Source organism: Streptomyces filamentosus, from assembly GCF_014654895.1.
Lineage (GTDB): Bacteria > Actinomycetota > Actinomycetes > Streptomycetales > Streptomycetaceae > Streptomyces > Streptomyces filamentosus.
Genome location: NZ_BNBE01000001.1, coordinates 3,988,135 through 4,006,551, shown reverse-complemented (window position 1 = coordinate 4,006,551; position 18,417 = coordinate 3,988,135). Strand labels below are relative to the sequence as shown.

At 74.2% G+C, this 18,417-nt stretch carries 18 protein-coding genes; 4 read left to right on the top strand and 14 right to left on the bottom strand.

The window, feature by feature from the left end:
* Window positions 1–6: 6 nt before the first annotated feature.
* A complete protein-coding gene (locus IE326_RS17950) occupies window positions 7–1,431 on the top strand; it encodes an MFS transporter (RefSeq protein ID WP_190042023.1) in 1,425 nt (474 codons plus the stop codon).
* Window positions 1,432–1,505: 74 nt separating this feature from the next.
* On the opposite strand, the gene IE326_RS17945 is transcribed toward IE326_RS17950, so the two are convergent.
* The 5 genes from IE326_RS17945 to IE326_RS17925 all read right to left on the bottom strand — a co-directional run bounded on the left by IE326_RS17945 (window position 1,506) and on the right by IE326_RS17925 (window position 5,895).
* Window positions 1,506–1,859, bottom strand: a complete 354-nt coding sequence (locus IE326_RS17945) for an MmcQ/YjbR family DNA-binding protein (protein WP_190042022.1) — start codon at window positions 1,857–1,859, stop codon at window positions 1,506–1,508.
* Complete coding sequence (locus IE326_RS17940) at window positions 1,856–3,163, bottom strand: hemolysin family protein (RefSeq protein ID WP_150228130.1); 1,308 nt, start codon at window positions 3,161–3,163, stop codon at window positions 1,856–1,858. The genes IE326_RS17945 and IE326_RS17940 overlap by 4 nt, the downstream gene beginning before the upstream one ends.
* Window positions 3,164–3,176: 13 nt before the next feature.
* Window positions 3,177–3,674 carry an rRNA maturation RNase YbeY gene (ybeY, locus tag IE326_RS17935; protein ID WP_189946760.1) on the bottom strand — a complete coding sequence of 166 codons (498 nt, stop codon included), beginning with the start codon at window positions 3,672–3,674 and terminating at the stop codon, window positions 3,177–3,179.
* Between the two features lie 13 nt (window positions 3,675–3,687).
* Entirely contained in the window at window positions 3,688–4,725 is a 1,038-nt protein-coding gene (locus IE326_RS17930) for a PhoH family protein (protein ID WP_190042021.1), read from the bottom strand.
* 105 nt (window positions 4,726–4,830) lie between these two features.
* On the bottom strand, window positions 4,831–5,895 hold the full coding sequence (locus IE326_RS17925) for a PfkB family carbohydrate kinase (RefSeq protein WP_150232676.1): 1,065 nt from the start codon (window positions 5,893–5,895) through the stop codon (window positions 4,831–4,833).
* Between the two features lie 467 nt (window positions 5,896–6,362).
* On the opposite strand from IE326_RS17925, the gene IE326_RS17920 reads away from it, so the two are divergent.
* On the top strand, window positions 6,363–7,673 hold the full coding sequence (locus IE326_RS17920) for an MFS transporter (RefSeq protein WP_190042020.1): 1,311 nt from the start codon (window positions 6,363–6,365) through the stop codon (window positions 7,671–7,673).
* On the opposite strand, the gene IE326_RS17915 is transcribed toward IE326_RS17920, so the two are convergent.
* The 9 genes from IE326_RS17915 to hrcA all read right to left on the bottom strand — a co-directional run bounded on the left by IE326_RS17915 (window position 7,640) and on the right by hrcA (window position 16,680).
* Window positions 7,640–8,629, bottom strand: a complete 990-nt coding sequence (locus tag IE326_RS17915; RefSeq protein ID WP_150228134.1) for an adenosine deaminase — start codon at window positions 8,627–8,629, stop codon at window positions 7,640–7,642. The genes IE326_RS17920 and IE326_RS17915 overlap by 34 nt on opposite strands.
* Before the next feature lie 10 nt (window positions 8,630–8,639).
* Window positions 8,640–9,542: a ribonuclease Z gene (locus IE326_RS17910; protein WP_190042019.1), complete on the bottom strand. Its 903-nt coding sequence runs from the start codon at window positions 9,540–9,542 to the stop codon at window positions 8,640–8,642.
* A 10-nt stretch (window positions 9,543–9,552) separates the two neighbouring features.
* Window positions 9,553–9,912, bottom strand: a complete 360-nt coding sequence (locus tag IE326_RS17905; RefSeq protein WP_150228136.1) for a histidine triad nucleotide-binding protein — start codon at window positions 9,910–9,912, stop codon at window positions 9,553–9,555.
* 73 nt (window positions 9,913–9,985) lie between these two features.
* Window positions 9,986–11,113, bottom strand: coding sequence for a tetratricopeptide repeat protein (locus IE326_RS17900; protein ID WP_150228137.1), 1,128 nt, complete (start codon window positions 11,111–11,113; stop codon window positions 9,986–9,988).
* Complete coding sequence (locus IE326_RS17895; RefSeq protein WP_190042018.1) at window positions 11,110–12,396, bottom strand: ATP-binding protein; 1,287 nt, start codon at window positions 12,394–12,396, stop codon at window positions 11,110–11,112. The genes IE326_RS17900 and IE326_RS17895 overlap by 4 nt, the downstream gene beginning before the upstream one ends.
* Window positions 12,397–12,590: 194 nt before the next feature.
* Window positions 12,591–13,334: a 16S rRNA (uracil(1498)-N(3))-methyltransferase gene (locus IE326_RS17890; RefSeq protein ID WP_150228139.1), complete on the bottom strand. Its 744-nt coding sequence runs from the start codon at window positions 13,332–13,334 to the stop codon at window positions 12,591–12,593.
* Window positions 13,331–14,419, bottom strand: a complete 1,089-nt coding sequence (locus IE326_RS17885) for a nitronate monooxygenase (protein ID WP_150228140.1) — start codon at window positions 14,417–14,419, stop codon at window positions 13,331–13,333. Before IE326_RS17885 ends, IE326_RS17890 begins: the two co-directional genes overlap by 4 nt.
* Before the next feature lie 101 nt (window positions 14,420–14,520).
* Complete coding sequence (gene dnaJ / locus IE326_RS17880) at window positions 14,521–15,660, bottom strand: molecular chaperone DnaJ (RefSeq protein ID WP_150228141.1); 1,140 nt, start codon at window positions 15,658–15,660, stop codon at window positions 14,521–14,523.
* Window positions 15,661–16,680, bottom strand: a complete 1,020-nt coding sequence (gene hrcA, locus IE326_RS17875; RefSeq protein ID WP_030760861.1) for a heat-inducible transcriptional repressor HrcA — start codon at window positions 16,678–16,680, stop codon at window positions 15,661–15,663.
* A 138-nt stretch (window positions 16,681–16,818) separates the two neighbouring features.
* On the opposite strand from hrcA, the gene IE326_RS17870 reads away from it, so the two are divergent.
* Together IE326_RS17870 and IE326_RS17865 are read left to right on the top strand one after the other, a co-directional pair.
* Window positions 16,819–17,547 carry an MBL fold metallo-hydrolase gene (locus IE326_RS17870; RefSeq protein WP_150228142.1) on the top strand — a complete coding sequence of 243 codons (729 nt, stop codon included), beginning with the start codon at window positions 16,819–16,821 and terminating at the stop codon, window positions 17,545–17,547.
* 10 nt (window positions 17,548–17,557) lie between these two features.
* The gene (locus tag IE326_RS17865; RefSeq protein ID WP_190042017.1) at window positions 17,558–18,367 is read left to right on the top strand and encodes a DUF3097 domain-containing protein; all 810 of its coding nucleotides are present in this window, start codon (window positions 17,558–17,560) and stop codon (window positions 18,365–18,367) included.
* Window positions 18,368–18,417: the final 50 nt, after the last annotated feature.

Sequence of the window (18,417 nt, the reverse complement as noted above, 5' to 3'; positions counted from 1 at the left end):
GGGGACATGGCAACCCTGACCCCTCCCCCGGCGGCCCCCGCCGACCCCTCCTCCCCCGGCCCCACCAGCCCCTCCTCCCCCGCGCTCGCCGGCCGCGCCCGGCTCGTCCTCTTCGTGCTCTGCGCCGCCCAGTTCATCGTGGCGCTCGACTTCTCCGTCCTCAACGTCGCCCTGCCCGTCCTCGGCGCCGACCTCGGCCTCGACCGCTCCGCCCTCCAGTGGGCCGTGACCGCCTTCGCCCTCCCCTCCGGGGGCTTCCTGCTGCTCTTCGGCCGGATCGGCGACCTCTACGGCCGCAAGCGGGTCTTCCTCGGCGGCCTCGCCCTCTTCGCCGCCGCCTCGGTGCTCGCCACCCTCGCCCAGGGCCCGGCCTCCTTCCTCGCCGGCCGCGCCCTCCAGGGCCTCGGGGCCGCCGCGATCGTGCCCACCGGCATGTCCCTGCTGACCACCTCCTTCCCGGAGGGCCCGCTGCGCGACCGGGCGCTCGGCATCTCCGGCACCCTGATGTCGCTCGGCTTCACCGTCGGCATGGTCCTCGGCGGCGTCCTCACCGAGACCCTCGGCTGGCGCTCCACCATGGGCCTGCTCGCCGTCTTCACCCTGCTCGTGCTGCCGCTCGCGCCCCGGCTCCTCACCGAGTCCCGCACCCCGGACCGGCCCCGGCTCGACGTCCCCGGGGCGATCACCGTCACCGGCGGCCTGCTCGCCCTCATCTACGCCCTGACCACCGCCGCCCAGCGCGGCTTCGGCGGCGCCGACGTGCTCCTCGCCCTGACCGCCGGAGTGCTCCTGCTCGCCGCCTTCGCGGTCGTCGAGTCCCGGCACCCGGCACCGCTGGTCTCGCTGCCCATGCTGCGCCGGCGGACGGTCGCCTTCGGCAACCTCGGCGGACTCGTCACCTTCTCGATGATGTCGACGGTCGTCTTCGTGCTGACCCTGTACCTCCAGGAGACGCTGGGCCTGTCCGCCTTCGCCACCGGCGTCGTCTTCGGGATCCAGGGCGCCTTCTCGGTCCTCGCCGGAACGTTCACGCCGAAGGTCGTCGGACGGCTCGGCGCCCGCCGCACCCTGGTCGCCGGGCTCACCGGACAGGCCGTCTTCACGGCGGCGCTGCTCGCCGCCGACGGGCGGACGGGCGTGGTCGTGGCGACCGCCGCGGTCACCCTCGCCTCGATGTGCCACCTCGGCGCGATCATCTCGTACGGCCTCACGGTCACCTCGGGCGTCCGGGACGAGGAGCAGGGCCTGGCGACCGGCCTGGTCACCACCACCCAGCAGGCCGGGCTCACCGTCGGCATCCCGATGCTGGGCGTGCTCGCCACCACCGGGACCGGCCTCCACGACGGGGTGCGCACGGTGATCGCCCTGGACGCGGCCATCGTGCTCGGCGCGGCGGTCCTGATCGCCCTGGGCCTGCGGAAGCGGGCCTGATCACCCCGGGCCCGAACGGTCGGGGCCCGCGGAGACGGGTGACCGCCCGGGCCCGCGGAGACGGGCCCGGGCGGTCAGGGCCGGTCGAGCCGGAGCCGTACCGCCTTCGGCAGGCCCGCGACCACCAGGTCGTACGAGTCCTCGATGAGCTCCCGGACCATCCGGTCCGGGAGCCCGGCCACCTCCACCGTGTTCCAGTGGCGCTTGTTCATGTGGTAACCGGGAGTGATCTCCGGGTGCTCCTCGCGGAGCCGCACGGCGTCCTCCGGATCGCACTTCAGATTGACCCGCAGCGGCTCGCGGTCCGTCCAGGAGAGGGCGAAGAGCTTCCCGCCCACCTTGAAGACCGAGGGTTCGGGCCCGAAGGGGAACTCCTCGGTGGCGTCGTCGAACCCCAGACAGAAGGCGCGCAGCCGCTCCGGCGTCACTCCCGGTCCTCCCCCTCCGGTCCGGCCGGGGCGACCGGCTCGACGAGCACGGTGACGATCTTGTTCCGGCGGCCGGCCGGGGACTCGGCGGTCAGCCGCAGCTCCCGCCCGTCCGGCAGGGCGACGACGGCGGACGCACCGGAGATCGGCACCCGGCCGAGGGCCTTGGCGAGCAGCCCGCCCACCGTCTCCACGTCCTCGTCGTCGAACTCGTCGGGACCAAAGCCGTACAGCTCGCCCAGGTCGCCGACGTCGAGGCGGGCGGTGACCCGGTGCCGGTCGTCGCCGAGCTCCTGGACCGGCGGCAGCTCCCGGTCGTACTCGTCGGTGATCTCGCCGACGATCTCCTCCAGGATGTCCTCGATGGTGACGATGCCGGCCGTGCCGCCGTACTCGTCGATGACGACGGCGACGTGGTTGCGCTCCTGCTGCATCTCGCGCAGCAGGTCGCCGGCGTTCTTGGTGTCGGGGACGAAGGCCGCGGCGCGCATCGCCGTGGAGACCAGGTCGGCCTCGGCATCGCGGTTGATGTGCGTCTTCCTGACCAGGTCCTTCAGGTACACGATGCCGACGATGTCGTCCTCGTTCTCCCCGGTCACCGGGATCCGGGAGAAACCGGAGCGCAGCGCGAGGGTGAGGGCCTGCCGGACGGTCTTGTACCGCTCGATGCAGACGAGGTCGGTGCGGGGCACCATGACCTCCCGCACGAGGGTGTCGCCCAGCTCGAAGACCGAGTGCACCATCCGGCGCTCCTCGTCCTCGATGAGGGACTCCTGCTCGGCGAGGTCGACCATCGCCCGCAGCTCCGCCTCGGAGGCGAAGGGGCCCTTGCGGAAGCCCTTGCCCGGGGTCAGCGCGTTGCCGATGAGGATCAGCAGCTGCGGGATCGGGCCCATGACCCGGGCCAGCGGGACGAGGACGTACGCGGCGGCGGTTGCGGTGTTCAGCGGGTGCTGGCGGCCGATGGTGCGCGGCGAGACGCCGACCGCCACATAGCTGACCAGCACCATCACGCCGATGGCGACGAGCAGCGCCTCCCACGTCTCCGGGAAGTACTCCAGGCAGCCGTAGGTGACGAGGACGCCGGCCGCCATCTCGCAGGAGACGCGGACGAGCAGCGCCACGTTGAGGTAGCGGGTGGGGTCGGAGGCGACCTGGGACAGCTTCGCGGCGCCGCGCCGCCCGGAGCGGACGGCCTCGGCGGCACGGAAGGCGGAGACGCGGGCGAGACCGGCCTCGGCGCAGGCGGCGAGCCAGGCGACGACGACCAGGGCGACCGCGCCGAGAATCAGCTGGATGCTCATCGGGCGCGCGGCGTCAGTTGACGGTCGGGGCCGGGGACGGGCCGGTGAGGCCCCTCTCCGCGCGCCAGCCGTCGACGATCGCCGCCTGGAGGCCGAACATCTCGGCCTTCTCCTCCGGCTCCTCGTGGTCGTAGCCGAGCAGGTGGAGGACGCCGTGGACGGTGAGGAGCTGGAGCTCCTCGTCCATGGAGTGGTTCGTCGGGGCGTCCTCGCCCTGCTTCTTGGCGACCTCGGGGCAGAGCACGATGTCGCCGAGGAGCCCCTGCGGGGGCTCCTCGTCGTCCTTGGCCGGCGGGCGCAGCTCGTCCATCGGGAAGGACATGACGTCCGTCGGTCCGGGGAGGTCCATCCACTGGATGTGGAGCTGCTCCATGGCCTCCGCGTCCACCACGATCACCGAGAGCTCGGAGAGCGGGTGGATGCGCATCCGTCCGAGGGCGTAGCGGGCGACGTCGAGGATCGCCTGCTCGTCGACCTCGGTACCGGACTCGTTGTTGACGTCGATCGACATGTGCGGTGCTCTTCTACTTCCCGTTGCGGCCGGCGCGCTGCTCGTTGGCGCTGTCGTACTTCTCGTACGCGTCGACGATACGGCCGACGAGCTTGTGCCGGACGACATCCTGGGACGTGAGCGTCGAGAAGTGCACGTCCGGAACCCTGTCGAGGATGTCCCTGACCTGCCGCAGACCGCTCTTCGTGCCGTTCGGCAGGTCGACCTGGGTGATGTCGCCGGTGATGACGATCTTCGAGTCGAAGCCGAGCCGCGTGAGGAACATCTTCATCTGCTCGGGGTTCGTGTTCTGCGCCTCGTCGAGGATGATGAACGCGTCATTGAGCGTCCTGCCCCTCATGTACGCGAGGGGCGCGACCTCGATCGTCCCGCTCGCCATCAGCTTGGGGATGGAGTCCGGGTCGAGCATGTCGTGCAGGGCGTCGTAGAGCGGGCGCAGGTACGGGTCGATCTTCTCGTAGAGGGTGCCGGGGAGGAAGCCGAGGCGCTCGCCGGCCTCGACCGCCGGGCGGGTGAGGATGATCCGGGTGACCTGCTTGGACTGGAGGGCCTGCACGGCCTTGGCCATGGCCAGGTAGGTCTTGCCGGTGCCGGCGGGGCCGATGCCGAAGACGATGGTGTGCTTGTCGATGGCGTCGACGTAGCGCTTCTGGTTGAGCGTCTTGGGGCGGATGGTGCGGCCGCGGCTGGAGAGGATGTTCTGGGTGAGCACCTCGGCCGGGGTCTCGTCGGCGCCTTCGCCGTCCTCGGTCGCCTTGAGCATGGCGATGGAGCGTTCCACTGCGTCCTCCGTCATCGGCTGTCCGGTGCGGAGCACCAGCATCATCTCGTCGAACAGGCGCTGGATGAGGGCGACTTCCCTGGCGTCGCCGACCGCGCTGACCTCGTTTCCCCGGACGTGGATGTCGACGTCGGGGAAGGCCTGCTCGATCACGCGGAGCAGGGAGTCGCCGGAACCGAGGACGGTCACCATGGGGTGCTTGGCGGGAACCGCGAAGCGGGCCCGGGCCTCGCCCGGCGTTCCGTTGGGGGCTGTGGGTGTCTGCGTCATGGGCCGGCCCTCTGGCCTGCGCATACCTCCTGCTGCGGGGTTCTCGCTGCTCGACAACCTCTCGCACCCCAGCCTACGACCTGGTGCCCGTGTGCCCGAAGCGGTTTACGGGACCGCCGACCGGAAGCCGATGGTGGGCACCGCGCGGCGGGGCGGCCAGGGGCGGGCCGGGGCCGGCAGGAGGGCTTCGAGGAAGGCGTAGCGGGCCCGCAGGGCCTCCGGGTCCTGGCGGTCGTCGAGCTGCACGTGCTGCCACCAGGCGGCGATCTCGGTCCAGGTGGGGGCGGACAGCGAGCCGCCGAACTCCTGGACGGAGAGGGCGGCGGTGAGTCCGGCGAAGGCGAGCCGGTCGGCGAGCGGCCAGTCGGCGAGGGTGCCGGTGACGAAGCCCGCGACGAAGACGTCGCCGGCGCCGGTCGGGTCGAGGGCCTCGACGCGGATGGCCGGGACCTCGGCGGTCTCGCCGGTGGCGCCGTCCACGGCGTAGGCGCCCTCGGCGCCGAGGGTGACCACGGCGTAGCGGACCTTGTCGGCCAGCGCGCGGGCGGCGGCGCGGGGGCAGTCGGTGCGGGTGTAGCGCATCGCCTCGGCCGCGTTGGGCAGGAACGCCTCGCAGTGCTCCAGGTCCGTCAGTCCCGCCAGGTCCCAGCGGCCGGTGTCGTCCCAGCCGACGTCGGCGAAGATCCGCGTGCCGGAGCGGGCGGCGCGGGCCACCCACTCCTCGGTGCGGCCGGGGGCGAGGGAGGCGACGGCGGCGCGGGCGGGCGGCGGGAGGACGGCGGCGCCGTCCGGGTGGGGGGCCTCGTGGCCGTGCGAGACCATCGTCCGCTCGCCCTCGTAGGCCATGGAGACGGTGACCGGGGAGTGCCAGCCGGGGACGGTGCGGGAGAGGGCGAGGTCGATGCCCTCGCCCTGGGCCAGGGCGTCCCAGCAGTACTCGCCGTAGTGGTCGTCGCCGAAGGCGGCGGCCAGCGAGGTGCGCAGGCCGAGGCGGGCGAGGGCGGTGGCCATGTTGGCGACGCCGCCGGGGCTGGAGCCCATGCCGCGGGCCCAGGACTCGGTGCCGCGGACGGGGGCGCTGTCGAGGCCGGTGAAGACGATGTCCAGGAAGACGGTGCCGGTGAGGAAGACGTCGCAGGCCGGGTCGGCGGGGGCGCGGACGGTCTCCAGCGGGTCGACCCCGGTCTCCGGGCCGTACGGCTCCGGGGAGTGCGGGACCGGGTCGTACGGCTCCCGGGGGTACGGGGCCGGGTCGTACGGCTCCGGGGGGTGCGGGCCCTGGCGGCGGTCCTGGTGGTGGTCCGCGGGCCGGTTCCCCTGCGGGCCCGTACGCCGGTCTCCGCGCTGGTCTCCGCTGGCTGTGGTCACGGCGAACTCCCCGGTCGTGGTGCGGCGGGATCGGCACCGGGTGCCGATCCGGACAGTGTGCCCGATGGGGCCGGAGGGACGGGGGTGACGCGGCGAAACACCGCTCTATGCCCCGGATCCCTCCCTCCAAACCGATTGTGTCCTGTCTCACAGGATGAATCGGGGGAGCGTGTCTTCTCCGCCCATTCGGTTGCTTGATACACATGGTGCCGCGCCCCCGTGGATCTCCGGACGGCGTCTCATCCCCCTGTTCAGTTCCTGGAACGCCCATGCCGTCGCGCCCGCGTGCCCGGGGGCCCCTCGCCGCCCTCGTCGCCCTCTTCACGGCCGGTTATCTCGCCCCGTACCTGCTGCCGACCGTCGTCGGCCGGCTCGCCGCCGGACTCGGCCTCGGCCCGTCCCGGGCCGGTCTGACGGGCTCGGTGCTGCTGCTCGGCTCCGCCACCGCCGGTTTCGCCCTCGCCGCGCGCGTGGAACGGATCGGCCCGCGCCGGGCCGCCCGCGCCGGACTGCTCGCGATGCTCCTGGGGTACGGCTCCGCCGCCGCCACCGGCACCCTGCCGCTGGTGGTCGCCGGGGTCGTGCTCGGCGGCCTCGGCTCGGGCACGGCGACGGCCGTGGCGGCCTCCGGGATCGCCGGCCGGCCCGATCCCCAGCGGGCGTCCACCCTGGGCCTGCTGTCGGTGTCGGCGGTGGCCGCCGCGCTCTACCTGACCCTGCCGAGGCTCGGCGGCGGCCACGAACCGCCGCTGCTCGCGCTGGCCGCCGCCGCGGTCCTGGTCTGGCCGGTGACCGGCCGCCTGCCGGGCACCGCGCGCCCGGACCGCGGCGCCCCGCGCGCGAAGTCCTCCGGGCCCCTGCCGCACCTCCGGGCGGGCGCCGTGCTGGCGGGCTGCATCCTGTGCTGGTCCCTCGCGCAGAACGCCCTCTGGGGCGTCAGCGGCCGCATCGGCACCGGCCAGGCCGGGCTCTCCGAGGTCACGGTGGGCGGCGTCTTCGCGCTCGCGCTCGGCGCGGGCCTGACCGGGGTCACGACGGCGGGGGCGCTGGGCCCCCGGCTCGGCCGGGCGGTCCCGATAGGCGCGGGCACGGTCCTGATCGCGGGCTGCGTGCTGCTCAGCTCGACCGCGGGCGGACTGGCCTCCTTCGCCACCGGGGAGATCCTCTGGAACGCCCTCTACCCGGTCGTCCTCTCCTGCCTCCTCGGCCTCGCCGCCTCCCTCGACCCGCGCGGCCGCTGGGCCGTCCTCGTCGGCTCGGCGTCCTCCCTCGGCACGGCCTGCGGCCCGGTCACCGGCAGCGTCCTCTCCGAGACGGCCGGCTACCCCGGCATGGGCGCGGCCCTCGGCGCCCTCCTGCTCCTCGTCGCCGCGCCGATGACGGCGGTGGCCCTGTACGCCGCGAGCCCGCGCCCGTCGTCCCGGTGGGCACGGGTCCCGCCGGGGGCGGGACGGGCGGGCACGGGGACGGCGCCCTCCGCCGCGCCCGCCCTCTCCGTGCCCGGACCTCGCGCACGGGTGCGGAAGGCGTACGCCTCCGCCTCGGATCAGAAGGTGTACGCCTCCACCTCGGAGAGGTAGCGCGCGCGGCGGGGCTCGTCGTCGTCGAGGAAGGCCGCCTCGAAGGAGTGCCGCGCCAGCACCCGCAGCTGTTCCGGGTCCAGCGCCAGCGCGTCCCGCACCGCGTCGTAGTTGTCCCCGGCGTAGCCGCCGAAGTAGGCGGGGTCGTCGGAGTTCACCGTCACCAGCAGGCCCGCGTCGAGCATCTCCCGCAGGGGGTGGTCGGCGAGGGTGTCGATGACCCGGAGCCGTACGTTCGACAGCGGGCAGAGGGTGAGCGGGATCCGCTCGCGGGCCAGGCGCCGGACGAGCTCCGGGTCCTCCATGCAGCGCAGGCCGTGGTCGATCCGCTCCACGCCGAGGACGTCGAGGGCCTCCCGGACGTACTCGGCCGGCCCCTCCTCGCCCGCGTGGGCGACCCGCCGCAGGCCGAGCCGGGCGGCCTCCTCGTACACCTCGCGGAACTTCGCCGGCGGGTGTCCGACCTCGGCGGAGTCGAGGCCGACGCCGGTGATCCGGTCCAGGTACGGCTTCGCGGCCTCCAGCGTCGCGAGGGCGGACTCGGCGGACTCGTCGCGCAGGAAGCACATGATGAGCCGGGTGGAGATCCCGTACCGCTCCTCGGCCCGGTCGAGGGAGGCGGCCAGTCCCTCGACGACGGTGCCGATCGGGACGCCGCGGGCCGTGTGCGCCTGCGGGTCGAAGAAGATCTCGGCGTGCCGGACGCCCTGCGCGGCGGCCCGCTCCAGGTAGGCGTCGGCGAGGGCGGTGAAGTCCTCGGGGGTGCGCAGGACCGCCATCAGCGCGTAGTACAGGTCGAGGAAGGACTGGAGGTCGCTGAAGCGGTACGCCTCGCGCAGTTCCCCGGTGGTCGCGTACGGCAGGGCGACGCCGTTGCGCTCGGCGAGGGCGAAGGCCAGTTCGGGTTCGAGGGTGCCCTCGATGTGGAGGTGCAGTTCGGCCTTGGGGAGGGGCATGGGTGGTGCTCTATCTCTTCGGTACGGGGACCCTCATGAGGTCCTGGGCAATGCTCAGCTCGCCCTCGAATCCGGCGGCCCTGGCCTGCCGTTCGAACTCCGACGGGTCGGAGTAGCGCTGCGAGAAGTGGGTGAGGACGAGGTGCCGCACGCCCGCGTCGCGGGCGACGGCGGCGGCCTGCCCCGCGGTGAGGTGGCCGTGGTCCTCGGCGAGCCGGACGTCCGCGTCGAGGAAGGTCGACTCGATGACGAGCATGTCGGCGGCCTCGGCGAGGGCGTGCACCCCGTCGCAGAGCCGGGTGTCCATGACGAAGGCGAAGCGCTGCCCGCGCCGGAGTTCGCTCACCTCGTCCAGGGTGACGCCGCCCAGGGCGCCCTCGCGCTGGAGGCGGCCCACGTCGGGGCCCGCGATGCCGTGCGCGGCGAGCCGCTCGGGCAGCAGCCGCCGCCCGTCGGGCTCGACGAGCCGGTAGCCGAAGGACTCGACGGGGTGGGAGAGCCTGCGGGCCTCCAGGGTGAAGGCGTCGGTGACGGCGAGGACGCCGTCCGCCGCCACCGGCGCCTCGGTCAGCTCGACGGACTCGCGGTAGGCGGTGGCGTACCGCAGCCGTTCGAAGAAGTGCCGGCCGCTCTCCGGGTAGTGGGCGGTGACCTGGTGCGGGACCTGGTCGAGGTTGATCCGCTGGATCACCCCGGCCAGGCCGAGCGAGTGGTCGCCGTGGAAGTGCGTGACGCAGATCCGGTTCAGGTCGTGCGCGGCGACGCCCGCCCGCAGCATCTGCCGCTGGGTGCCCTCGCCGGGGTCGAAGAGCAGGCCGTGGCCGTCCCAGCGCAGCAGGTAGCCGTTGTGGTTGCGGTGGCGGGTCGGCACCTGGCTGGCGGTGCCGAGGACGACCAGTTCGCGGGCGGACACGGGTGCGGTCCTATCCGGGGGGCCAGTTGAGGCCGCGGCCGCCCAGCACGTGCGCGTGCGCGTGGAAGACGGTCTGGCCCGCGCCGGCGCCGGTGTTGAGGACGATCCGGTAGCCGCTGCCGTCGACCTTCTCCTGCGCGGCGACCTCGCCGGCCTCGCGCAGCACGTCGGCGGCGACGGTCGGCGCGGCGGCGGCGAGCGAGGCGGCGTCCGGGTAGTGGAGGCGCGGGATGACGAGCACGTGCGTGGGGGCCTGCGGGTTGATGTCCCGGAAGGCCAGCGTGGTCTCGGTCTCGCGGACGAGGGTCGCCGGCACCTCCCCTGCGACGATCTTGCAGAACAGGCAGTCGCTCTGCGGCTCTCCGGCCATGCTCGGGGCTCCTCGCCTTCGACGATTCCGCACGGGGGTCCCCGTACGGGGGCATGCTATCCGGCGGTGCCGGTCAGTCCTTGGGCATCCGCCGGTTGAGGGCCGTGCGGCTCGCCCAGTACGTGATGATCACGGTCCAGAACAGGAGCGTGCCGAAGCCGTTGACCGCGCCCTGGTCGAGGGACCACAGGGCGAGGGCGGCGAAGGAGTGGAGGCCGAGCAGGCCGACGGCCCCCGCCATGAAGAGCACGGGCCGGCAGTTGCGCGCCACCAGGAGCAGCGGGCGGCGCAGCCGGGGCGGCACCCGGCGGGTCATCCACACCGCCCAGCCGGCCCAGGCGCCGACGAGCACGGCCCCGCCGGCCAGGAGCGGGACGGCGGCGCCCGACCAGGTCGGCGGGGAGGGGATCCAGGCGCGGGCGACGGCGGAGGCGAGGAAGCCGAGGAGGGCGACCCAGCGGGCGCCGGCGGCGGTGCCCCAGGCCATCGCCTCCAGGTTGTAGCGGGCCTTGCGGTCGGTGAGGTCGAGGGCGGCGGAGGCGACGAAGCCCTCGGCGGCCTGGGTCCAGGCCCCGCGCCGCAGCCAGCGGCGGCGCAGCTTCAGCAGGGAGAGGTTGTTGTGGGCCTCGCTGCTCTGCGGGTTGAGCCGCAGGGTCGTCTCGTACGCCCGCCGGGCGGTGGCGTGGTCGCCGCGCCGCTGGGCGGTGAGGCCGACGAGGAAGTGGGCGGCGTCCTCCTCGGGGCCGAGGGCGACGGCGGTCCGCGCGGCCTCGTAGGCGGCGGCGACGCGGGCCCGGTCGCGGCCCCGGCCGGCCTCCGCGGTCTCGGCGAGCGCGGTGCCGAGCGCGTAGTGGCTGCCCCAGAACTGCGGGGCGAGTTCGACCGTGCGGAGGGCGGACGCCTCGGCGTCCCCGTACCGCTTGAGGGCGAGGAGGATCTGGGTGCGCATGAGGTGCGCGCCGATCTGCTCGGGCTCGGCCCGCAGGGCCTGCTCGACGGCGACGAGGGCGTCGGCGTGTCCGCCCGCCCGGTGCCGGCAGCGGGCGAGCAGGGTGAGCGCGTCGGCGTCCTCGGGGTCCTCGGCGAGGTGCCGGGCGGCGAGCTCCCCGGCCTGCTCGTACCGGCCGGCCTCGTAGAGCGCCTCGGCGCGGGCGAGCGCGGAGGGCGTGGCGGGCCCGGCGGGCGTGGCGGGGGTGGTCACAGCTTGCGCTTCCGCTTCAGGTAGGCGAGGAGGTCGTCGTAGAGACCGCCCTCGTTGGCGAACATGGCGACGTTCCGCGCGGCGGCGAACCAGGGTTCGGTGGAGGGCCGGATCTGCTTGGCGGCGCCGAGGAGGTCCTTGGTGGTGATGAGGCGGACGGAGCCGGTGCGGGCGGAGTCGAGGAGGGCGCTCTCGGCGGCGGTCTCGCACAGGTGGGCGAGGTCGGCGCCGGAGAAGTCCTCGGTGGCCTTGACGAGCTTGCCGAGGTCGACGGCCTCGATGGGCCGCTCGCGCAGGTGGTAGCGGAGGATCGCCTCGCGGGCGGGGGCGTCGGGCGGCAGGACGAGCAGGGTGCGGTCGAGGCGGCCGGGGCGGCGCAGGGCGATGTCGACGTCCCAGGGCACGTTGGTGGCGGCGAGGACGAAGACGCCTTCGTTGCCGGCGCCGGAGGCGATGCCGTCGAGTTCGGTGAGGAGCTGGTTGACGACGTTGCGCAGCCCGTTGTTCTGGGTGCGGGAGCGCTTGCCGCCGAGGGCGTCGAGCTCGTCGAGGAAGACGACGCAGGGGGCCTGGCGGCGGGCGGTCTCGAAGATGTCGTGGACGTTCTTCTCGGAGGCGCCGATCCACATGTCGAGGACGTCGGAGAGCGAGACGGTGAGGAAGTTCGCGCCGAGTTCGCCGGCGACGGCCCGGGCGATGAAGGTCTTGCCGCAGCCGGGCGGGCCGTAGAGGAGCAGTCCGCCGCGGAGCGACTTGCCGTAGAGGCGGCGGAGTTCGGGGTTGCGCATGGGGGCGAGGAAGGCGGCTTCGAGCCGTTCCTTGACGTCGGTCATGCCGCCGACGTCGGCGAGGCGGACGGCTCCGGGGGCGTCCACGTCCCAGGCGGCGGCGTCCCCGGTGAGCCCGTCCCCGCCCTCGGCCTGCGGATCCTCCAGGAACCGCGGCCCGACGAGGTCCGACACCTGCTCCTCGGCGGCGGCCCAGTCGAAGGAGGGCGGCCGTGGGGCGTCGGGCCGTGCGGGCGCGGGCGGCTCCGGCGCGGGGGCCGGTGCCGGGTCGGGCGCGGGCGGGACCGGCGGCACGCCCATGGCGCGGACCATCAGCGCGCGGGCACCGGCGTCCCCCGGGGCGTGCTGGAGCGCCGCGGCCGCCTCCGCGACGGCCTCGTCGCTCCGCCCCTCCGCGAGGAGGAGCTCGGCGAAGTGGAGGCGCAGGGGCACGTCGCCGGGCGCGGCGGCGACCGCGGCGCGCAGACTGCGGATCAGGGGGGACTCGTCGGCCATGCGGGTCAGCCTAGAAAAGACCCGAGCCCGATGAACAGCGGGTCCCCCACTCTGTGGACGAACCTCCGCCCCCGCCACCCTGTGGACAACCTGGGCGACGGCTCTTCCCCGGAGGCGAGGACCGCGGACGCCCCGCGTCCCCGCCCAGCCCAGCGTCCCTGCCCCCGCCCCCGGCGACCCCGTTCCCCGCCCTCCTAGTTCCAGCGCCCCGTGCGGCCGAGGACGAGGGCGGTGGCCGCCGTGCCCGCGGTGGAGGTCCGCAGGACGCTCCGGCCGAGCCGGTACGGCTTCGCGCCCGCCGCCTCGAAGGCGGCCAGCTCCTCCGGGGAGACCCCGCCCTCGGGGCCGACGACCAGCACGATCGAGCCCTTCGCGGGGAGTTCGGCGGTGGCGAGGGTGCCGCTGGGGTGGTCGCGGTCCTCGTGCAGCACGGCCGCGAAGTCGGCGGTCGCGAGGAGCTGGGCGACCTGCTTGGTGCTCATGAGGTCGGCGACCTCGGGGAAGCGGGTGCGGCGGGACTGCTTGCCGGCCTCGCGGGCGGTGGAGCGCCACTTGGCGAGCGCCTTGAGGCCGCGGTCGCCGCGCCACTGGGTGATGCAGCGGGACGCGGCCCACGGCACGACCGCGTCGACGCCGGTCTCGGTCATGGTCTCGACGGCCAGTTCGCCCCGGTCGCCCTTGGGCAGGGCCTGGACGACGGTGATCCGGGGCTCCTCCGCCGGGTCCTCGTGGTCCTCCGTCACCTCGACGGTCAGCCGGTCCTTGCCCTCGGCGTCCCGCACCACGCACGCGGCCCAGCGGCCCCGCCCGTCGGTGAGGACGAGCTCCTCGCCGGCCTGGAGGCGCTTCACGGAGACGGCGTGCCGTCCCTCGGGGCCCTCCAGGACGAAGGTGCCGGCGCCGGGGACGGCGTCGACGACGAAGACGGGGGCGGTCATGAAGCACTCCTGGGGGCCTGGTCGGCGAGTTCGGTGAGGGCGGTGTCGAGTTCGGCGGCGAGCAGCGCGACGAGTTCCCCGGCGGGCAGCTCGCGGGCCAGCCGGTGCCCCTGCCCCGCCCACAGGGCCATGCCCTGGGCGTCTCCGGCGGTGGCGGCGGCCTTCCGCAGCGGGGCGGTGAGGTGGTGGATCTCGGGGTAGGCGGCGGGGGCGTACGGGCCGTGCTCGCGCATGAAGCGGTTGACGAGTCCGCGGGCGGGCCGCCCGGAGAAGGCCCGGGTGAGGGCGGTGCGCTGGAAGAGCGGGTCGGTCAGGGCCCGCTTGTGCAGCGGGTGGGCGCCGGACTCGGGGCAGCCGAGGAAGGCGGTGCCGAGCTGGGCGGCGACGGCCCCGGCGGCGAGGACGGCGGCGATCTGCGCACCGCGCATGAGGCCGCCGGTGGCGAGGAGCGGCAGCGCGGTGGCCTCCCGGACCTGGGCGAGGAGGGCGAGGAGCCCGGTGCCGGGCTGCTGCTCGGCCGGGTCGTCGCGGTACGAACCCTGGTGGCCGCCCGCCTCGACGCCCTGCACGCACAGCGCGTCGGCCCCGGCGGCCTCGGCGGTGCGGGCCTCCTCGGCGGAGGTGACGGTGACGATGGTGCGGGTGCCGGCGCGGGCGAGGGCGTGGAAGGTCTCGGGCTTCGGACAGCCGAAGGTGAAGGAGACGACGGGGACCGGGTCGTCCAGGAGAATCGCCAGCTTGGACTCGTAGCCGTCGTCCCGGCCGCTGTCGGGGTCGCCGAGCGGGGTCTCGTACCAGCCGGCCTCCCCGGCGAGCTGGTGGCGGTAGACCTCGACGGCCGCGGGGTCGGCCGTGGGTCCGGCCTGGGGCATGAAGACGTTGACGCCGAAGGGCCGTCCGGTCAGCCTCCGGGTCTGCTTGACCTCCTGGTAGAGGCTGTCGGCGGTCTTGTACCCGGCCGCGAGGAAACCGAGCCCGCCGGCCTCGCAGACGGCGCCGACGAGCTCGGGACAGGAAGCGCCACCCGCCATGGGGGCCTGCACGATCGGGTACCGGAAGAGATCGTTCAGCGCGGTGGTGGACATATGGGCATCGTGCCATGCCCGATCGCGGGCACGGGAAAGGGGCGGCACCCGGAGTGCCGCCCCCTCACGCGGAGGTCACGCGGAGCGCGTCCGCGTCCCGGTCACGTGCGCCCGTTGAAGGCGTCCTTCAGCCGCGAGAACAGTCCCTGCTGGCCGGGCTGGAACTGGCCGGTGGGCCGCTCCTCGCCGCGCAGCACGGCCAGTTCGCGCAGGAGGCGCTCCTGCTCGGGGTCGAGCTTCGTCGGAGTCTGGACCTCGACGTGGACGATCAGGTCGCCGCGCCCGTTGCCCCGCAGGTGCGTGATGCCGCGGCCGTGCAGCGGGACCGACTGGCCGGACTGGGTGCCCGGCCGGATGTCGATCTCCTCCAGGCCGTCGAGGGTCTGGAGCTGCACCTTGGTGCCGAGCGCCGCCGCCGTCATCGGGATGGTGACCGTGCAGTGCAGGTCGTCGCCGCGCCGCTGGAAGACCTCGTGCGGGGTCTCCTGGATCTCGACGTACAGGTCGCCGGCGGGGCCGCCGCCGGGGCCGACCTCGCCCTCGCCCGCGAGCTGGATCCGGGTGCCGTTGTCGACGCCCGCCGGGATCTTCACCGTCAGCGTGCGGCGGGAGCGGACCCGGCCGTCGCCCGCGCACTCGGGGCACGGGGTCGGGACGACGGTGCCGAAGCCCTGGCACTGGGGGCAGGGCCGGGAGGTCATGACCTGGCCGAGGAACGACCGGGTGACCTGCGAGACCTCGCCGCGGCCGCGGCACATGTCGCAGGTCTGCGCGGAGGTGCCCGGCGCCGCTCCCTCACCCGAACAGGTGGTGCAGACGACGGCCGTGTCGACCTGGATGTCCTTGGTGGTGCCGAAGGCCGCCTCGTTGAGGTCGATCTCCAGGCGGATCATGGCGTCCTGGCCGCGGCGGGTCCGCGAGCGCGGCCCGCGCTGCGTGGCCTGCCCGAAGAAGGCGTCCATGATGTCGGAGAAGTTGCCGAAGCCACCCGCTCCGAAACCGCCCGCGCCACCGCCGCCGGAGGCGGAGAGGGGGTCGCCGCCCAGGTCGTAGACCTGCTTCTTCTGCGGGTCCGACAGGACCTCGTAGGCGGCGTTGATCTCCTTGAACCGCTCCTGCGTCTTCGGGTCCGGATTGACGTCCGGGTGAAGCTCGCGGGCGAGGCGACGGAATGCCTTCTTGATCTCGTCCTGGGACGCGTCGCGGCGTACGCCGAGGACGGCGTAGTAGTCCGTGGCCACTTACGACTCCGCCAGGATCTGTCCGACGTAACGTGCCACTGCGCGTACCGCTCCCATCGTTCCGGGGTAGTCCATGCGGGTCGGTCCGACCACGCCGAGTTTGGCGACTGCCTCGCCGCCCGAACCGTAGCCGACCGAGACGACGGACGTGGAGTTCAGCCCCTCGTAGGCGTTCTCGTGCCCGATGCGTACGGTCATGCCCGATTCCTTGACCTCGCCGAGCAGCTTGAGGAGCACGACCTGCTCCTCAAGGGCCTCCAGTACGGGCCTGATCGTCAGCGGGAAGTCGTGTCCGAAGCGGGTGAGATTGGCGGTGCCGCCGATCATCAGCCGCTCCTCGTGCTCCTCCACGAGCGTTTCGAGGAGGGTCGCGATCACGGCCGAGACCGTGGCGCGCTCCTCGGGCTCCTCGAAGGACTCGGGGAGGTCCTGCACCAGCTGCGGCACGTCGGCGAAGCGGCGTCCGCCGACCCGGCCGTTGAGCCGGGCGCGCAGGTCGGCGAGGGAGGTCTCGCCGAAGGGCGCGGGGCAGTCGATGACCCGCTGCTCGACCCGTCCGGTGTCCGTGATGAGGACGAGCATCAGCCGCGCCGGGGTCAGCGCGAGCAGCTCCACGTGCCGGATGGAGGAGCGGGTCAGCGACGGGTACTGGACGACGGCGACCTGCCGGGTCAGCTGCGCGAGCAGCCGCACCGTGCGGCCCACGACGTCGTCGAGGTCCACGGCCCCGTCGAGGAAGTTGTGGATGGCGCGCCGCTCGGGGGTCGACAGCGGCTTGACGCCGGCCAGCCGGTCCACGAAGAGGCGGTAGCCCTTGTCGGTGGGGATCCGGCCGGCGCTGGTGTGGGGCTGGGCGATGTAGCCCTCTTCCTCCAGGACCGCCATGTCGTTGCGGACGGTGGCCGGGGACACGCCGAGCCTGTGGCGCTCGGTGAGTGCCTTGGAGCCGACCGGCTCCTCCGTCCCGACGTAGTCCTGGACGATGGCGCGCAGCACCTCGAGTCTGCGTTCGCTCAGCACGCGCACACCTCCCGTTCCGGCCGTTCCGGTTGCTCCGCTTTTGGCACTCGCCCTGCCCGAGTGCCAGGAAACCCCCGGCCAGTGTACGGCCGGGCCGGTCGCTCCTGGCAAGGAGGCGGACCCGCTACCGTCGGGCACATGCGTATCGACTGGGCGGCTCAGGGGTGGGAAGGACTCGCGGACGGGGTGGGCCGGCGGCGGCTCCCCGGCTGGGACGCCACGACCGGACTGGTCGTGGGGGAACGGGCCGTGCTGCTGTACGACACCGGCGCCACGCTCGCCGAGGGGGCGGAGATCCGGGCCCGGGCGGAGGCCCTCGCCGGCGGCCGGCGCGTGACGCACATCGCACTCGGCCACCCCCACTTCGACCACGTCCTCGGCGCCGCGGCCTTCGCCGGCGCGGAGGTCTTCGGCGCGGTCGGCACCGACGAGCTCCTCGCCTCCCCCCGGACCCGCCGGGAGCTGTACGAGGACGCGGTGCGGCACGGCGCCGACGAGCGGGCCGCGGCGGAGGCGGCGGAGACGCTGGTGGTCCCGCACCACACGGTCACCGGCGAGCGGACCCTCGACCTGGGCGGCCGGCAGGTCCTCCTCGCCAACGTGGGCCCCGGCCACACCGGCCACGACCTGGTCCTGCTGGTCCCTGGCGAGCGCGAGACGGTCTTCTGCGGCGACCTCGTCGAGGAGTCCGGCGAGCCCCAGGCGGGCCCCGACGCGATCGGCTCCCGCTGGCCCGACGCCCTCGACCGGCTCCTCGCCCTCGGCGGCGAGGACGCGCTGTACGTCCCCGGGCACGGCGCGGTCGTCGACGCGGCCTTCGTGCGACGCCAGCGCGATGAACTGGCACGCCGCTTCGGGGTGTCGTAGCGTCCCCGGAATGCGCAGCTACGACGCGGACCTGACGCCCCCCTGGAAGAAGAAGCGGGCCCCCGCCCCGGAGGTTCCGGCCGACCCCGACCTGGTGGTCGAGGAGGTCTCGACGGGCTTCTGCGGGGCGGTGGTCCGCTGCGAGGCGGGCACGGTGACCCTGGAGGACCGCTTCGGCAAGCACCGCGTCTTCCCGCTGGAGCCGCGCGGCTTCCTCCTGGAGGGCCGCCCGGTGACCCTGGTGCGCCCCGCGGCCCCGGGCCCGTCCCGCCCCGCGCGGACGGCCTCCGGTTCGATCGCCGTCCCCGGCGCCCGCGCGCGCGTGGCCCGCGCGGGCCGCATCTACGTCGAGGGCCGGCACGACGCGGAGCTGGTCGAGCGGGTCTGGGGCGACGACCTGCGCGTCGAGGGCGTGGTGGTGGAGTACCTGGAGGGCGTCGACCACCTGCCCGAGATCGTCGCGGAGTTCGGCCCGGGCCCCGACGCCCGTCTCGGCGTCCTCGTCGACCACCTGGTCGCGGGCTCCAAGGAGTCCCGCATCGCCGCGCGGGTCGCCTCCCCCGACGTCCTGGTGGTCGGCCACCCGTACATCGACGTCTGGCAGGCCGTGAAGCCGTCCGTGCTCGGCATCCCCGCCTGGCCCGACGTCCCCCGGGGCCAGGACTGGAAGACCGGCACCTGCCGCGCCCTCGGCTGGCCCTCCGACAACACCGGCGCCGTCTGGCAGGCCATCCTCAGGCGCGTCGAGTCCTACAAGGACCTGGAACCGGCGCTGCTGGGCCGCGTGGAGGAACTCATCGACTTCGTGACGGCGGGCTGACCCCGGTCGCGCCCGGGGTCCCGCGCCCCGGAAGGCGCGGCCCGCGCCGC

Excerpts from the sequence above, each read along its gene's own strand:
- IE326_RS17885 (WP_150228140.1), bottom strand. The coding sequence starts at position 14,419 with ATGTCCACCACCGCGCTGAACGATCTCTTCCGGTACCCGATCGTGCAG.
- IE326_RS17865 (WP_190042017.1), top strand. The coding sequence starts at position 17,558 with ATGCGCAGCTACGACGCGGACCTGACGCCCCCCTGGAAGAAGAAGCGG.
- IE326_RS17950 (WP_190042023.1), top strand. The coding sequence starts at position 7 with ATGGCAACCCTGACCCCTCCCCCGGCGGCCCCCGCCGACCCCTCCTCC.
- IE326_RS17905 (WP_150228136.1), bottom strand. The coding sequence starts at position 9,912 with ATGGCCGGAGAGCCGCAGAGCGACTGCCTGTTCTGCAAGATCGTCGCA.
- IE326_RS17870 (WP_150228142.1), top strand. The coding sequence starts at position 16,819 with ATGCGTATCGACTGGGCGGCTCAGGGGTGGGAAGGACTCGCGGACGGG.
- IE326_RS17890 (WP_150228139.1), bottom strand. The coding sequence starts at position 13,334 with ATGACCGCCCCCGTCTTCGTCGTCGACGCCGTCCCCGGCGCCGGCACC.
- IE326_RS17915 (WP_150228134.1), bottom strand. The coding sequence starts at position 8,629 with ATGCCCCTCCCCAAGGCCGAACTGCACCTCCACATCGAGGGCACCCTC.
- IE326_RS17895 (WP_190042018.1), bottom strand. The coding sequence starts at position 12,396 with ATGGCCGACGAGTCCCCCCTGATCCGCAGTCTGCGCGCCGCGGTCGCC.
- IE326_RS17930 (WP_190042021.1), bottom strand. The coding sequence starts at position 4,725 with ATGACGCAGACACCCACAGCCCCCAACGGAACGCCGGGCGAGGCCCGG.
- IE326_RS17940 (WP_150228130.1), bottom strand. The coding sequence starts at position 3,163 with ATGAGCATCCAGCTGATTCTCGGCGCGGTCGCCCTGGTCGTCGTCGCC.
- ybeY (WP_189946760.1), bottom strand. The coding sequence starts at position 3,674 with ATGTCGATCGACGTCAACAACGAGTCCGGTACCGAGGTCGACGAGCAG.
- IE326_RS17920 (WP_190042020.1), top strand. The coding sequence starts at position 6,363 with ATGCCGTCGCGCCCGCGTGCCCGGGGGCCCCTCGCCGCCCTCGTCGCC.